General features: G+C 71.4%; 12 protein-coding genes. 8 read left to right on the plus strand and 4 right to left on the minus strand.

The genetic code is table 11. The features are described from left to right. Positions 1 to 104: 104 nt before the first annotated feature. Positions 105 to 5,501 carry a carboxyl transferase domain-containing protein gene (locus AB0G04_RS28280; protein ID WP_360988468.1) on the minus strand — a complete coding sequence of 1,799 codons (5,397 nt, stop codon included), beginning with the start codon at positions 5,499 to 5,501 and terminating at the stop codon, positions 105 to 107. A gap of 439 nt (positions 5,502 to 5,940) precedes the next feature. On the opposite strand from AB0G04_RS28280, the gene AB0G04_RS28285 reads away from it, so the two are divergent. Further along, entirely contained in the window at positions 5,941 to 6,657 is a 717-nt protein-coding gene (locus tag AB0G04_RS28285) for an MOSC domain-containing protein (RefSeq protein WP_360988470.1), read from the plus strand. A 105-nt stretch (positions 6,658 to 6,762) separates the two neighbouring features. Here the strand turns inward: AB0G04_RS28285 and AB0G04_RS28290 are convergent, their stop codons facing one another. Continuing rightward, positions 6,763 to 7,554: a GNAT family N-acetyltransferase gene (locus AB0G04_RS28290; protein WP_360988472.1), complete on the minus strand. Its 792-nt coding sequence runs from the start codon at positions 7,552 to 7,554 to the stop codon at positions 6,763 to 6,765. A gap of 206 nt (positions 7,555 to 7,760) precedes the next feature. After that, positions 7,761 to 8,402: an SIMPL domain-containing protein gene (locus AB0G04_RS28295; RefSeq protein ID WP_360988474.1), complete on the minus strand. Its 642-nt coding sequence runs from the start codon at positions 8,400 to 8,402 to the stop codon at positions 7,761 to 7,763. A 733-nt stretch (positions 8,403 to 9,135) separates the two neighbouring features. Between AB0G04_RS28295 and AB0G04_RS28300 the strand changes: the two genes are divergently transcribed. The 3 genes from AB0G04_RS28300 to AB0G04_RS28310 are packed head-to-tail and all read left to right on the plus strand — an operon-like array spanning position 9,136 to position 12,217. Further along, entirely contained in the window at positions 9,136 to 9,672 is a 537-nt protein-coding gene (locus tag AB0G04_RS28300) for an excalibur calcium-binding domain-containing protein (protein ID WP_360988476.1), read from the plus strand. A 57-nt stretch (positions 9,673 to 9,729) separates the two neighbouring features. Continuing rightward, positions 9,730 to 11,526, plus strand: a complete 1,797-nt coding sequence (locus tag AB0G04_RS28305) for a GGDEF domain-containing protein (RefSeq protein ID WP_360988478.1) — start codon at positions 9,730 to 9,732, stop codon at positions 11,524 to 11,526. A 22-nt stretch (positions 11,527 to 11,548) separates the two neighbouring features. Then, positions 11,549 to 12,217, plus strand: a complete 669-nt coding sequence (locus AB0G04_RS28310) for a GTP pyrophosphokinase family protein (protein ID WP_239166366.1) — start codon at positions 11,549 to 11,551, stop codon at positions 12,215 to 12,217. Between the two features lie 225 nt (positions 12,218 to 12,442). Here the strand turns inward: AB0G04_RS28310 and AB0G04_RS28315 are convergent, their stop codons facing one another. Beyond that, on the minus strand, positions 12,443 to 13,150 hold the full coding sequence (locus AB0G04_RS28315) for a hypothetical protein (protein ID WP_360988480.1): 708 nt from the start codon (positions 13,148 to 13,150) through the stop codon (positions 12,443 to 12,445). Between the two features lie 52 nt (positions 13,151 to 13,202). Between AB0G04_RS28315 and AB0G04_RS28320 the strand changes: the two genes are divergently transcribed. The 4 genes from AB0G04_RS28320 to AB0G04_RS28335 are packed head-to-tail and all read left to right on the plus strand — an operon-like array spanning position 13,203 to position 15,956. Continuing rightward, positions 13,203 to 13,907 carry a GNAT family N-acetyltransferase gene (locus AB0G04_RS28320; RefSeq protein ID WP_360988482.1) on the plus strand — a complete coding sequence of 235 codons (705 nt, stop codon included), beginning with the start codon at positions 13,203 to 13,205 and terminating at the stop codon, positions 13,905 to 13,907. Positions 13,908 to 13,935: 28 nt separating this feature from the next. Next, on the plus strand, positions 13,936 to 14,781 hold the full coding sequence (locus AB0G04_RS28325) for an MEDS domain-containing protein (protein ID WP_360988484.1): 846 nt from the start codon (positions 13,936 to 13,938) through the stop codon (positions 14,779 to 14,781). Further along, positions 14,778 to 15,713, plus strand: coding sequence for a sensor histidine kinase (locus AB0G04_RS28330; RefSeq protein ID WP_360988486.1), 936 nt, complete (start codon positions 14,778 to 14,780; stop codon positions 15,711 to 15,713). The genes AB0G04_RS28325 and AB0G04_RS28330 overlap by 4 nt, the downstream gene beginning before the upstream one ends. A gap of 9 nt (positions 15,714 to 15,722) precedes the next feature. Then, positions 15,723 to 15,956 (plus strand): hypothetical protein, encoded by a 234-nt coding sequence (locus tag AB0G04_RS28335; protein WP_360988488.1) that lies wholly within the window; start codon positions 15,723 to 15,725, stop codon positions 15,954 to 15,956. Positions 15,957 to 15,975: the final 19 nt, after the last annotated feature.

Below are 15,975 nucleotides of genomic sequence, written 5' to 3' on the forward strand. Positions count from 1 at the left end.
GCGCCCGCCCGCCCCCGCGCCCCGGGCCAGCACAGCCCGGCGCCCCCCCGCCCCCCGCCGCGCCCGCCCCCCCCCCCCCACCCCGACGTACAAGCCAGGTGGACTCAGCTCTTGAGGCCGTGCTCGATGGCCTCGATGATGCGCGGACGCAGCTCGGCGGTACTGACGATCGCGTCCACCGACCCGACCTCCACGGCCCGCTGGATGCTGTGGACACGGTCGAACTCCGCAGCCACCTCGCCCAGCTTCTCGGCGCGGACCGAGGACTGCACCTCGGCGAGACGCGCGGTGAGTTCCGAGCGCTCCGCGGCGGACGCGGCGGCGACCAGGGACTGCAGTTCGGTGACGCGCGGGTCGTTGGCGGTGCGGTTGTTGACCTCACCGGAGAAGACGACCGCCGCCGCGGGGGCGCCGCCCAGCACGGAGGCGAACGAGCCCTCCAGGGCCAGGACCGTCATGTTCGGGTTGAGGGCCTTGGAGAATACGACGAACGCGCCGCCGTGGTAGCGAGAGATGACCGTGAACACGATCGGGCCCTCGAAGTTGACGATGGCCCGGCCGATCTCGGCGCCGTATTCGAGCTGCAGGTTGCGCATCGACTCGGGGGAGCCGTCGAAACCGGACAGGTTCGCGAGGACGACCAGGGGGCGGTTGCCGGAGGCGGCGTTGATGGCCCGTGCGGTCTTCTTCGACGAACGCGGGAACAGGGTGCCCGCCGTGTACGTGTCGGGGCCGTCGGTGGGCGGGAAGCCGCGCCGTGACACCGAGCGGGACTCGATGCCGACCAGGCAGACCGGCCGGCCGCCGATGTGGACGTCCTGGACGACCGACGTGTCGGCGTCGGCCATGCCGGCCCAGCGTTCCAGCACCGGGTGATCCTGGTCGGACACCGCACGCATGACGGTGCGGATGTCGAACGCCTTCTTGCGGTCCGGGTTGTGTGCCACGGAGAAGATCTGCCCGACCGTGGTGAAGTCGCTTCCGGCGAACGTGTGCGGGAAGTCGGAGACGTCCCGGTCGGCCGGGTCGGTGGTGAGAGCCGGGCGGGGGCCGCTCTCACCCGGAGCGACATACGTGTGGTCATAGTGCGCCATCAGCACGTCGCGAGCGGCCGGGAGCGAGGGCGCCCAGTATTGCGCCTGACCGTTGGGGCCCATCACCCGGTCGTACCCGCCGATGCCGAAGTTGTCCTCGGCCGACACCCCGCCGGAGAAGTCGAGTGACTGCTTGCCGGTCAGCACCATCGCCGAGTCGGGGGTCATCACCAGGATGCCCTTGGTGTGCATGAGCATCGTGGCCTCGGCGTTCCAGTACGGCTGGGCGCCCACGTTGATGCCCGCCACCACGATGTTGATCTCGCCACCGGCCTGGGTGAACGTGACGATCCGCTTCAGCGCGGCCGCCACCCAGTCCATGTTCTCGGTGCCCGAGGTCATCGAGATCCGGGCACCGGCGGACAGCGCGAACCACTCGAGCGGCACGTTCATCGACTCCGCCAGGTCCAGAGCGGCGATCACCCGCGCGCACTCGGGCTCCGACAGCGCGCCGAGGGACTTGGTCGGGTCGCCGAGCAGCACCACCCGGGTGATGCCCTCCGGGTAGCGGTCGGTCGGTGTGGTGACGACACCGGCCACGATCGCCGCCGCGTTCTTGCCCTTCGGCCGGTCGACGGGTTCCAGCACCCCGGCGGGCGACAGGTCGTACTCGGTGAAACTGCCGAGAAGACCGGTCAGCTCGTACGGGTAGACCGTCCCGCGCCGGGCGGCCCGCAGCACCTTCTGCCGGTAGTCGTCGAGCGGCTGGACCGGGTCGGTCGACGGTTCGCCGACGTGCAGGTTCGCCCCGTTGCCCGGCTCGAGCGTGATGGTCACCGCGACCTCGGTGAGCTCACCGCTGGACCGGCGCTGCCGGGCGATGAACTGGACCTCCTCCAGACCCGCCCCGCTGGCCGTCGGCAGGATGCGCTGGGTCAGCGCGTTAAGCTCGTCGATGGACAGCTCGGTGATCGGCCAGATGTACATCATGATGCGGTTGGTGTCGAACCGCTTGTTCTGCGGTCGCAGTGCCTGGATGTTGCGGATCGCGTCGAGGGTGAGGGTGACGCCCTCCTCGAGGGCCGGCAGCGCGACGAGCCGGCCGTCGGTCTCGCGGAGCGCGGTCAGGTCGCGGACCTGGTACATCGCGATGAGCCGCTCGTCGGACGGGTTCGACTTGGCGACAGCCTTGAACAGGTACATCTCCTCGTCGGTGGACGGCAGGCGCGTGAGGTCGAACTCGCGCAGCCGTTCGAGCTGCAGGCGCAGCGCGATCTGCGGGTGCAGCCCCCGGATGAGCCGGTCCTCGGTGAAACGGCCGGACTCGTCGGCCCGGAACGTGAAGTGGTGGTGCATGACCGCGCCGCTGGTGCCCGCGATCGTCGTGGTGATCCGCCGGGTGCCCTGCAGCGACAGACCGGCGAACAGGGCGCTGAGCTGTGCGGCCATCTCGTCGGCGCCGGGCTGGTCGTCCCAGGCGACGTAGATGTCGGCGACATCGGAGGAGACCGCGGCAAGCGTCTGCGGCAGGTCCGCGATGTCGACGGCGGCCGCGGCCACCCGGGTCACGCGGGAACCCGTGTGCGTCGTGGTCATGAAACGGATGTCGCCGGCGGACGCGACCGAGAAGTCGGAGAGACCGCGGTTCTCGTAGTAGCGACGGGTGAGGACCTCGAGCAGCGGCATGTGATCCCGGCCCGGCCGCCCGATCCGCTGCCCGACCAGGCGGACCAGCGGCTCCGAGCAGGCCACCATCCGCTGGATCAGTTCGTCGCGGTTCGGTGAGTCCGGATGGTGGTCGAGGTGCCGCAGGTCGGCGCGGACCGACGCGTACACCTCGGCCCGGGTACGGCGCAGCAGCGGCTGGGCGTACCACCGGAAGACGATGCCGCGGGCCAGGTCGGACACCGACGGGAACCGTACCTGGGTGGCCTCGATCAGGTGCTCGAGGGCGATGCCGGCCCGTTCGGCCAGCGCCTCCTGCGGCGGGTGCCCGGCGATCCACTGGTGCAGCACCGAGGAGACGACGCCGACGTTCGCGGCCGACCGCTGCAGTGCCAGGAAGATCCGGAAGACAGCGTCCTCCAGCTCCGGCGTCCGGTCGAGGCTCGTCACGCCGTAGTGTGCGAGCACCCGCGACAGCCGGTCCTGGAACGCCTGCGGCACACCGGCCCGCTCCACGTCGAGGCTCTGCAGGTAGGTGTGGAAGTTCTCGCGCGGGCTGCGGACCGCGTTGCCGGGTTCGGTCTTCCACTCGTCGCCCGGCTTGTTGCGGCTGAGTTCGAGCAGATCGGCGCAGATCGTGAGCAGGTCGATCTCGCCGGGGAGCGGGCGGCGGCCGTGGTCGGCCAGGTAGACCTTGACGATGCCCGGCTCGACGTCGTACCCGAGCAGCAGTGCCCGCAGGTCGTCCACACCGTGGCCGGCGGCCGACCCGGCGGGCAGGTCGATCTCCACCGCCTCGGCCGGGGCGGAGGCGGCCTCGTCCTCGGAGGAGAGAGGCTCCAGGCGCATCAGCGGCGCCCCGGTCTCGACCTGGCTGCCGACGGCGACCGGGCACTCGCGTACCCGGGCCTTGAACGGCGCCCGGAGCACGTTCTCCATCTTCATGCTCTCCAGCACGAGGATCGGCGCGCCCGCCTCGACCTCGTCGCCGACGGCCAGCGGGGTGGCCACGACCAGCGCGGGAGCGGGGGAGCGGACCACGCCGCCCTCGTCCCGGCTGACCCGGTGGGTGACCCCGTCGACCTCGATCGTGTGGATCGGCCCGTGCGTCGCCGTGATCAGGCGGAACCGGTGGCCGTTGACGTACATCTGTGCGCTGTGCTCGTCGAACCGCTCGCTGACGACATCGGCGTACTCCACCGAGGCGCCGGAGGCGATGCCGACCCGGAAACGGTTGCGGCCCAGCCGGGAGACCTGCACGCGGTACCCGACGCCACGCAGTTTCAGGTCGAGCGGGCGGCCGGTCTCGTGCTGCACCTGCGGGCGCCCGCCGTGCGCGGTGGTCAGCAGCCGCTGCCGGCTGACGTCCTCCTCGTCCTGGTACGCCTCGATGCCGGCGGCGGCCAGCGCGATCGCCGAGTGCTTGTGGCTGACCAGGCGGCCCTCGGCGCGGACCCGGTCGATCCAGCCGGTGTCGGCGCTGCCGTCGATCACCTCGGGCTGGTCGAGCAGGTCGAGGACGAAGCTCTTGTTCGTCGAGCCGCCCTCGATGATCACGGTGGTCTCGGCCATGGCGCGGCGGAGACGGCCGAGTGCCTCGTCACGGTTCTTCCCGTACGCGATGATCTTGGCAATCATCGAGTCGAACGCGGCCGGGATGCTGTCGCCCTCGCTGACCCCGGTGTCCACCCGGATGCCCGGACCGGCCGGCAGCGCGAGACGCGAGATGCGGCCCGGCGACGGCGCGAAGTCACGGTCCGGGTCCTCGGCGTTGAGCCGCGCCTCGACCGCGTGCCCCTGCTCGGCGGGCGGCTCACCCTCCAGGCGGCCGCCGGCGGCCACGTGCAGCTGCAGTTTGACCAGGTCGGTGCCGGTGGTGATCTCGGTGATCGGGTGCTCGACCTGCAGGCGGGTGTTGACCTCGAGGAACGCGAACAGCTTGTCGCCCGGGTGGTAGAGGAACTCGACCGTACCGGCGCCCCGGTAGCCCACGGCGAGCGCGAGCCGGACCGCCGACGCCTTCAGCTCGGCCGCCTGCTCGGGGGCCATCACCACCGAGGACGACTCCTCGATGATCTTCTGGTTGCGCCGCTGCACCGAACAGTCCCGGACACCCAGCGCCCAGGCGCCGCCCTGCCCGTCCGCGATCATCTGGACCTCGACGTGCCGCGCCCCGGTCACCAGGCGCTCCAGGAACACGACGCCGGAACCGAACGCCCGCAGCGCCTCCTGACTCGTCCGCTCGTACGCGTCGGTCAGGTCCTCGGCCGAGTCGACCCGCCGGATGCCGCGCCCGCCGCCGCCGGCGGTCGCCTTCAGCATCAGCGGATAGCCGATCTCGTCACCGGCGCGCAGCGCGTCCTCGAGCGTGGCCACCTCGCCGCGGCTCCACGGCGCCACCGGGACGCCGACCTCCTCGGCGATCAGCTTCGACCCGATCTTGTCACCGAGCTTGCGCATGGCGTCGGCGCTGGGCCCGACGAAGGTCACCCCGATCCGGTCGCACAGCTCCGCGAACACCGGGTCCTCGGCCACGAAGCCCCAGCCCACCCAGGCCGCGTCGGCCCCGGTCTCGAGCAGCGCCCGCTCCAGCAGCCCATGGTTGAGATAGGGACGGTCGGCCGCCGGTCCCAGCGGATACGTCAGATCCGCCTCACGCACGAACGTCGCGGTCCGGTCCTCGTCGCTGTAGAGGGCGACCGTCTCGATCCGGGTCCCGGTCTCCGCGGACAGATCCCGCACGGCGTGGATGAGCCGCATCGCGGCCTCTCCACGGTTGATGATCGCGACACGACTGAACACTCGCCGAGCCTCCCTTAGCCCCGTCAGGTTTATCCACCCTCACCCTTCCGGCTACCGGCCGGTCGAGCCATGGCCGGATCATGCATGTCGTGCAGCGCAATTTGTAGGAATCCCACAAACGGCGTTGTTCGCCGTGGCCAGGGGGGCGGTTCTCACCGTGCGTCAAAAATTGAACACTCTCACGTACGGCCATCGCTTGTCCGACCGCACGCGCGCGAACCGGGGCCACGCGGCGACGTAGGGGGTACCTCACGGCCCCGGGCGGCACCGCCGGGCCGCATGCGACCCTCACCGTCAACCCGGATCCGTGGCGGTCAGGTCCACCGTACGGGCCCCGGCCGCCCGGGCGATCCGTACGTACGACCTCGATGCCGACACTCACCGCGGTGACCCTGACAGCGGGTCACCACCACCGGAGTGCATCTCCTACCGTCGGTGCGTGCAGCTGATCGAGATCCGACGCTATCCGGTGAAGTCCCTGCTCGGTGAGGTTCCGCGGGCCGCCGCGGCGACCGGCCGCGGCCTGGCCGGCGACCGCCTGTGGGCGGTCCGCGACCCCGACGGCAAGTTCGGCAGCGGCAAGAACACCCGCCGTTTCCGCCGCATGCCCGGACTGTTCAGCCTCCGGGCCCGGACCGGACCCTCGGCCGTACCGTTCGTGGAGCTGCCGGACGGCCGCGCCTTCGCCGCCGACGACGCCGCCGGTCACCGCGCGATCAGCGAACTGCTCGGCCGCCCGGTGACCCTCACCCCGGAGTCCGGGATCCCGCACCACGACGAGGGCCCGATCAGCCTGATCACCACGACCGGGCTGCGGGCCCTCACCGCACTGGCCGGCGGCGGACCGGACGGAACCGCCGTCGACCCGCAGCGCTTCCGTGCCAACCTGCTGATCGACATCGCGGACGCCCCCGAAGCGAGCTTCCCGGAGGACGACTGGCCGGGCCGCCGGCTGCGCATCGGCGCCGACGTCGTGCTGCGGGTGGTCCGCCCGCTGACCCGCTGTGTGATGGTCGACATGCCGCAGGACACGGCTCCCGGGCGCGCCGACCTGCTCAAGACCCTCGCCGCCCACCACGAGATGACCTTCGGAGTGGTGGCCGCCGTCGAACACCCCGGCCGCCTCCGGACCGGCGACACCTGCTCCTGGCAGTAACCCCCCGCCCTGCGGGGGACAGATTCCCGGGCTCTGCCTGACGTACGACCGGCGGCCATGAGCCGTACGTCAGGCTTGCCCGGTGCGGCGCGACAGCGGCGTGGGCTACGGCCGGCGGGGTGCCGGCATGTTGTACGGGGTGGTCGTCGTGAGAACGGCGAAGCCGAGGCGTTCCAGGATCGGGCGGCTCTGGTCGGAGGCGTCTACCTGCAGGTACCGGTAGCCGAGGTCGGCGGCGATACGGGCACGTTCGGCGACCAGGGCACGGTAGATGCCGCGGCCCCGCCAAGCCTCGACGGTGCCGCCACCCCACAGGCCGGCGAACGCGGTGCCGTGGTTGACGTCCATCCGGGCCGCGGACACCGGCTCGTCGCCGGCCATCGCCACGAACAGGTACGCGTTGTCCGGGTCGTTGGCGAGCTGGTCCGAGGCGCGGTGCCGCAGCCAGTCGGCGTTCTCACCGAACGCCTGCTCACTGGCGCGGACCATTAGTTCGACACCGGCCGCGTCGGTGACGCGCTCGATCCGTACGCCCTCGGGAAGTTGACCTCCGACCTTGAGGTCGCGGATCTCGGCAACCATCAGCGTCTCCCGCTCGTCCGGGACGAATCCGGCCGCCAGCAGGCGTTCGGGCAGGTCGGCGGGCTGGTCGTAGGCGTACAGCTTCCACTCGAAGCCGAATCCCAGCTCCGCGAACCGCTGCACCTGCCGGGTGATCACCGCGTCGGCGGTGTCCTCGTCGAGAGCGGACCACACCACCGCGTTCCACCCTCGCGGATCGGTGGCGACGTGCCGGATCGCCGGACCGTCCGGTTCGAGCCGGGAGCCGACGCCTTCGGCCCGGATCTCCCGCCGGAGCTGGCGGTCGAACAGGGCGAGCACCTCATCATGATCCATACGAGGAGCCCAGCACCCGTCGGGCGGTTCGGCAACGCATTTTCACCACGGTGCCGGGATGCGTGCCGGTGGCACCCCGGCCCGTCGCGGGCCAACATTCCGGCCGTCGGTGCGGCGGCTGACCGGCACGTCGGCGTGACTCTCAGTCGGCTGCGGTGACCTCAGCCGGCTGCGGTGGCATGACTCTCAGTCGGCTGCAGTGACTCTCAGCCGGCTGCGATGGCGAAACCGAGGGTCACCGCGGCGGAGACGACCACCTGACCGGGCGCCAGGTCCTCCGCGGAGGTCTCGCCGCCGCCTCCGTGACCGCGGTGGCGTTCCGCTCCCGGGCGTTCCGGGTCGACGTCCTCGATGTGAACGACCTGGCCGAGCCGGACCCCGGCCGCGTCGGCGTACAGCTCAGCCTTGCGGCGGGCGGCGGCGACCGCCTCCCGCCGGGCCCGCGCCCTCAGGTCCGGCTTGGTGACGGTGTCGAAGTCGACGGACTTGATCTCGGTGACGCCGGCCGCGATGAGCTCGGTGAGCAGTTGCTGGGTGTCGTCCAGATTCCGCGATTCGACGACGAGCGAGGCTGTGCACTCGTGGCCGCGGAACGTCCGGTCGGCGCCGTAACCGTTCCACGCCGTCGACAGGTCGAGACCGGACCGCTGTACGGCGGAGTCCGGGACACCGTGGTCCCGCAGTACCCGGCGGACCGCTCGGACCGTCTCGTTCACCAGCGCGAACGCCTCGGCCGGCTGCGGCTCGATGCGGGACACCTCGAATCGCACGCGAACGAGATCCGGCTTCGACTTGACACTCGCCGCCCCGAAGGCGGTCACACCCCATGGGTTCTCGATCAATTGCACGGCGCAGACAGTAGCGACGGGTGTCCATGCGGACGGGGTGGCTCGGGGGTGACCGATATGCGACAGCCCCTCGGCGGGCGGATGTTCCGGTCGTGGGCGCCCCGGTTCGCGGTGGCGTCGGCAAAGACTCCGGAATCATCGTCGTCGGCGTGACCTGCGGAAGTTCCTCGAGGAGCTTCTCCAAGCGGTGACGACGGCCACATCGTCGACCGGGGAAGGCGCCGATGTCCGCAACGAATCGCCCATCTGGGTAGCGAGGGCATCAACCGGATGGCCGGTACCGTACGTGATCGAGCGACATCAAGCTCACGCTGTGAACTTGCCGCCTCCACAGGACCCCTGGGCTGAGCAGCCGAATCCGTATGCGGCACCGGAGCCTGGTCACGCTCTGCCCACCGGCCAGGGACAACATTTTCCACCGGATGAGTCGCCCACTCACTACGCTCCGTACCCGGCACCGGGGCCGCCGATCGCCTCCGGCCCGGCGTTTCCGCCGCACGGCTCGCCGTCAAACGCGCCCCTGCCCCAGACAACGCCGCCTCACGGCACGCCGCCTTACGGCACGCCGCCTTATGGCACGCCGCCTTATGGCACGCCGCCTCACGGCACGCCGCCTTACGGCACGCCGCCATTTGGGGCGTCCGCGTACGGCACGCCGCCGTACGGGATGGCGCCGACCGCAGCGGCACCGCGGTGGCAGCCCTGGCACAAGGCGGTTCTGGGTGCCCTCGGCGTGGGGACCCTCGGCCTGTGCGCGGTGATGTTCCTCGCCCCGGACAGGGAGGCCGGGCCGGCCACGGCTCCGGATCGGAGCACGGCCGCGGCCGTGCGTCAGGCGGCGACCGTCGCGTCGGCCGCGAGCCCGACCGGCAGCGCGACGGCCGGCCGGAAGCCGGACACGACCCCGGCCGCGTCCAAACCCGTGAAGCCGTCACCGCCCACGGCGAAGCCCACCGCGACGAAGGTCCCGTCGAAGTCTCCGGCGGCCGTCCACTACGCGGACTGCGACGCGGCGCCGGGCGAACTGACCCGTGGCGGCCCCGGCTATCGCGCCGCCCTGGACCGGGACGGCGACGGGATCGCCTGCGAGGCGAACGGCGACGACGACGCGCCCGTCGAGACCGAGGAGCCGACCACCGGCACCGATCCCCGGTTCGACACCTGCGCGAAGGCCAACGCGGCAGGCTACGGGCCCTACGTCCGCGGGACCGACCCGGAGTACGAGTGGTACCAGGACCGCGACTCCGACGGCGTCGTCTGCGAGCGGTAACAGTGGCTTCGGCCCGGAATCGCCTGTCAGCCCCCGATATGCGGAATCATGAACAGCGTGAGTGGGCGTACGTTCGGAATCCTGTCGCCCTTCGTCGGAGGGGACTACTACGGGGCCATCATCGAGGGGATCAGCGCGGCCGCGGTGGCCGGTGGCGACCGGGTGATGGCACTGCAGACGCTGGATCCGGGGTCGCACAGCGCGGACCGCAGCGGCCTGCCCGACTTCCATCGTCCGCTGGCGTGGCGGCACCTCTCCGGCCTGGCGGTGCTGCCGGGTGCGGTGTCGCCGGAGTACGCGGCCGGTGCCCGGCGGGCCGGGCTGCCGGTCGTGATGGTGGCGGCCGAGTCGGCGGGCCCCGGCATGTCGGTGGTGGCCGCCGACAACCGCAGCGGAGTCCGCGACGCGGTCGCCCACCTGATCGGGCACGGCCACGAGCGAATCGCCTTCGCCGGGTACATGGCCCACTACGACCTCCGGGAACGGGCCGCCGGGTACGCCGCGGGCATGGCCACGCACGGCCTGTCCCCGTTGCTCCTGGACACCGGGGACAACCACGAGTCGGGTGGGGAGACGGTCGCCGACTCGCTGATCCGGACCGGTATGCCGGTGACGGCGATCGTGCTGGGCACCGACCGCAACGCGATCGGGCTGGTCGGGCGGCTGATCGAGGCAGGTTACGACCTGCCGCGCGACCTGGCGGTGGTCGGGTTCGACGACATCGCCGACGCCGCCTACCTGCGTCCCGCGCTGTCGAGCGTGCGGCAGCCGCTGGATGCGATCGGCGCCGCGGTCTACGGCCTGATGGACGAGCCGCCGCAGACCGTACAGGTGGCGACGCTGTTCCAGCCGCGCGAGTCGTGCGGCTGCGACACCGGTGGCCTGCCGGTGTCCGAGGCGCACACGCGTGAGCTGTTCGGCCAGGTCCGCTATCTGCAGGACACCCTGAACGTGCAGTACGAGCTCGGCGTCGCGTTGCTGGCCGCGCAGGGCGGCGGCGGGCAGGGCGGCAGCGACCCGGCGCGGCTGGACTGGCTGGACCGGACCACGGCCCTGGCCGGTTGTCTCGGCGTGTGGCACCACGACGAGCCGGAGAAGCTCGACGTGGTGGGGGCGTTCCGGTGCGGGGTGTCCGGAGTCCTTCCGGTGGATGAATTTCCGCCGGCCGAACTGTTTGAGGCGGCCGGCGGGCCGGCCGGCGACATCGTGTTCACGGTGCCGGTCCGCAGCCGGACGCGGGACTGGGGGGTGCTCGCCGCGGTCGGGCGGATCCAGTCGACGACCCCGCCGGGCCGGGAGATGATGAACCACTCCGGGTCGCTGCTGGCGAAGGCCCTCGACTACCGGGTCATGGAGGAACGCCTGCGTACGGCGGCGATGCGCGACCACCTGACCGGCCTGCCGAACCGTCTGCTGCTCGAGGACCGGCTCACCCAGGCGGGGCTGCGGGCGGCACGCGAGCCCGGCTATCGTTTCGCGGTCCTCCTGCTGGATCTGGACGGGTTCAAAGCGGTCAACGACGCCCTCGGGCACGCCGCCGGCGACCAGTTGCTGGTCCAGGTGGCGAGACGGCTGACGGCCGCGTTGCGGCGCACCGATACGGTAGCCCGGCTGGGTGGGGACGAGTTCGTCGTGCTGGTCGACGACGTCTCCGGGCCGGGCGGGGACGAAGCGGTCCGCGCCGGGATCATGGCCGCGGTGACCGAGCCGTACCTGATCGACGGGCAGGTCGTCGAGGTGGGGCTGAGCATCGGGTCGGCGGTCTCCGGTGACGGGTCGTCCGACCCCGACCTGCTGCTGCGCGAGGCTGACGCCGCCATGTACCGGGCGAAGTCGGCCTCACGCCGACGATGACGGATTCCGTGGAGAAAGTGACGTGACGACCGATCAGCCCGGCCAGCTCGCCAGGTGGGGACATGCCGAGGCGTGGCACGAGCAGTGGACCGATCTCAACCACTTCCTCATGGTGTACAAATTCGGACTCGCTGAGATCAACACGAAGATCACGATCCTGGCCGAGGAACTCACCCACCGGGGGTCCGGCAACCCGATCGAACACGTCAGCCCGCGCCTGAAGTCCCCGGCGAGCATCACGGCGAAGGCCCGCCGACTCAACTGCCCGCTGCACTTCGACGACATGCGCGCCCGGATCCGTGACATCGCCGGCATCCGGATCGTGTGCAGTTTCGTCTCCGACGTCTACACGGTCGCGAACATGCTCACCCGCCAGCCCGATGTCAACCTCGTCGTCACCAAGGACTACATCGCCAAACCGAAGCCGAACGGGTACCGGAGCCTGCACCTGATCGTCGAGATCCCGGTCTTCATGTCCGACCGGGTGGTCGCCGTGCCGGTCGAGGTGCAGCTGCGTACGGTCGCGATGGACTTCTGGGCCAGCCTCGAGCACAAGATCTACTACAAGCACGACCCGGACGTCGTCCCGCCGCGCCTGCGTGACGAGCTCACCGCCGCCGCCGAGGACGCCGCGCGCCTGGACCTGCGGATGGAACGCCTGCACCGCGAGATCCACGGCCCCAGACGCTGACCGCCGGTCGCCTACCGCTGCCTCAGCCGCTCGGAGACACCAGTACCGCCCAGCCGCCCAAACACCACCTCCGCCTGGACGGCACCGCTGTCTCGGGACGGCTGAGACAGCAGCAGGTGACAGCTGGTTGGCGCCGCGGGGGTGGGCGGCCACGTCGTTGGGGCAGCCCCGGTTCATGCTGGTGCGGTCGGGGGAGCGATGGCCGTACGAGAAAGGGGTGGTCCTTCAGCGGAGGCCGAGGGATGCGAGGATGGACCGGATCGCAGCGCCGGTGGGCCGGAGGATCTCGTCGCGCACCCAGCGGGAGGCCGGCGCGACCACATGGCGCCAGAGGGCGCCGAAGGTCCAGTGCCAGGTGACCGCGACCGCGATGCCGATCGGGCGGAGCAGCCAGCGGTAGACCTGACGGAACAGCCAGGACGTGCCCCGCCAGCCGGCCGTGAGGAACCACAGCAGGGCGCGGCCGACCGGCGCCAGGATCCACTTCCAGAGGAAGACGCAGGTCACCGCAATGGCCCGGCCGATCGGGCGCAGAACCCAGCGGTAGAACAGGCGGGCGACGGGAACCATGGCGTGCTCCCAGAGCCACTGCACCGGCACGCCGATGACCAGCACCGGAACCGCCATGATCCAGCCGATCAGCTTGACCAGCGCGTTGCCGAGCCAGCGCAGCGCCGGGAACAGCAGGGTGCGCCACAGCCAGGTCAGCGGGATGGCGACCAGGTATTTCCACAGCCAGGCCAGCGGGATGACGACCAGATGCTCCCAGAGCCAGAGCAGCGGGACGATCAGGTAGCGGTACAGGAAACCACCGACCGCGGAGAGCGCCATGCCGAGCAGTCGGAACGGCAGCACCACCACGACCGCGATCGCCCGTAGCGGCCACAGCAGCCAGGCGGGGGCGGACTCGGCGGACGGGTCGGTTCTCGGCATCGGCCCAGGTTAGCGGACACCTCAAAGCCCGATGATCATAAGATCGTCGATCGTGAGAAGCGTCGCGGACATCGAGGAGCACGCGGTCGGTGCGTGGCCGGCCACCCATGCCGAGAGAGCGGATGGCTGGCTGCTGCGGCACACCCCCGGTGTCGGCAAGCGCCGTAACAACTCGGCGTTGCCGCCGCCCGGCGCCGCCGGCGGGATCGACGCGGCCGAGCGGTTCTACCGGGAACGCGGCATGCCGGTGATCGTGCAGGTCAGCCCGGCCGAGGAGCACGAGGCCCTGGACGGGGTGCTGGCCGCGCGCGGATACCGCTACGAGGCGCCGACCCTGGTGCTGACCGCGGCGCCCGGCGAGGTCATGCGGCCGGTGCCGGAGGTGACGATCAGCACCGGGCTCACCAGCGGGTGGCGGTCCGCCTACGGCAACGACGCCGTGAGCGAGCACGTCCTCGACCGGATCGCTCCGGCAACCGGGTTCGCCTCGATCGTCGTGGACGGTTCGATCGCGGCGCTCGGGCTGTTCGTGGTGGACGGCGGGATCGGCGGTGTGTTCTGCATGGCCACCGACCCGCGGCACCGGCGGCGCGGCCTGGCCGAGGCGATCCTGCGGGCGGGGGCGGCCTGGTCGGCCGAGCGGGGCGCCGAGCTGCTCTACCTGCAGGTCGAGGGGGAGAACGCGGCGGCACGCCAGCTGTACGCGAAGGTCGGCTTCCAACATTCACACAGCTACCACTACCGGGTGTTCCGTTAGGATGGCCGGACGAGGCGAGGAGCGGTCGATGATCGAAGCGGGCATGCTCGGTCGTCTCCGCCCGGGTGATCACGCCTGCGTGGTCGTGGACGACGACGGTTCCCGGCTGCGCAGCCTCGCCACCTACGTCAGCGCCGGGCTCCGCGACGACGAGCGCATCCTCTACTTCGGGCCGGATCACGAGCGGCTCGCCGCCGACCTGGTCACAGCCGGTGTGGACGCTCCCGGCGCGATCCGGCGGGGACAGCTCGAGATGGTGACGGCCGAAGAGTCGTACCTGGCCTCGGGCACTTTCCACCCGGAGTCGGCGATGGCCGGGTGGCGGGTCGAGGCGGCCCGCGCCCGCGCCGACGGTTTCCGGAGTCTGCGGGCGATCGGCGACATGTCCTGGGCGGCGCGCCCGCGACCCGGCGCCGACCGGCTCGCCTGGTATGAGGCGAACGTCAACCGGGTCTTCGCCGAACGGCAGGCCATGGCGATCTGCCTGTACGACCGGCGGCTGTTCAGCCCGTCCGAACTGCAGCGCATGACGTGGGCGCATCCGGCCGCCGTCGACCGGCACACCGGTGCCGACGTCGAACCGGCCCTGCGGTTCACCCGCGTGGCCGAGCCACCGGGCATCCGCCTGCAGGGTGAGGTCGACCTGGCGAACCGGCAGGCCTTGCGGGCCGTCCTGGAGAACCTGGCCGAGGACACCGCGGCAGGCGACCGGCCACTCATCGTGGACGTGTCCGACCTGCGGTTCGCCGACAGTGCGGCGGTGCGGATCCTGCTGAGGGCGGCGGTCGCCGGTGCGCCCCGGATGCGGGTGGCGGGCTGCACGCCGGGCATGCGGCGGCTGCTCGCGTTCAACGGCGCCGAAGTGGTCGTATGACGCTCGACCACCCGGCGCTGCTCTACCGGGACCTTTCTGAGTACCGGACCGTCCTCAGCGGGTTCGCCCGGCACGCGGTGGCGGCCGGGGATGCCGTGCTGGTCGCGGTGCCCGGACCGAACCTGGCAGTGCTGCGGGAGGCACTGGTCGGCCTGGACCGGGCGGTGTCCTTCACCGACATGACCGAGGCCGGCCGCAATCCCGGCCGCATCATCCCCGGCGTGCTGCTGGCGTTCGCCGCCGCGCACCCCGGCCGCCGGACGTCGATCATCGCCGAGTCGCTGTGGCCCGGCCGGACAGAACTCGAACGGCCCGCCTGCGCCCAGCACGACGCGCTGGTCAACGCGGTCTTCGCGGGCCGCGACACGGCGATCATCTGCCCGTACGACGCGACCCGTCTGGACGGCGCCGCGATCGCCGAGGCGGGGCGGTCCCACCCGGCCATGATCGTCGACGGTGTGCGGAGGGCCAGCGTGGCCTACACCGATCCGATCGTCACGGCGGCCCGTTCGAACCGTCCACTGCCCGGCCCGCCGGACGGGGCCGTCCGGATGCGCTACGCCGAACCGGCCGACCTCGGTGCGGTCCGCCGGTTCGCCGCCGAGCACGCCGCCAAGGCCGGTCTGGCCGAGACCCGCGGTGAGGACCTGGTCAGCGCGGTCAACGAACTGGCGGAGAACACTCTGGTGCACACCGCCGGCGGGGGCACGCTGACCGTCTGGGCGGACCGCGGCCAGTTCGTCTGCCGGATCGCCGACCAGGGACATCTGGCCGACCCGCTGGCCGGGCGGATCCCACCGGCCAGCCGAACCGAGGGCGGTCGCGGCCTGCTGCTTGCCCATCACCTCTGCGATCTGGTGCGTGTCCACACCGTGCCGGGCGCCACCACGTTCCATCTGTACATGGACGTTCCGCCCGGTGTTGGTCCCTGAGGTCACCGCATGCGGAATGCCAGCCAGGTCGTGACGGCGCCCGCCACCAGCAGCCCGATGTCGAGACCGATCAGCCGTACCGGGCCCATCGGGATGCGGTCGACCCGGCCCGAATACACCCTCATCCCGACCGGCACGAGCCTCATCCCGCCCGCGCTGGCCCTGGCCGACTGGGCCATCGACCATGTGCCGGCCATCGAAGCGAGCCGGACGGCCTACGAGTCGCGGCCCGGCCGGGGTTGACCGGCCGGGCCGATGCCCA

Origin of the sequence: Actinoplanes sp. NPDC023801 (assembly GCF_040639655.1) — a bacterium.
GTDB lineage: Bacteria > Actinomycetota > Actinomycetes > Mycobacteriales > Micromonosporaceae > Actinoplanes.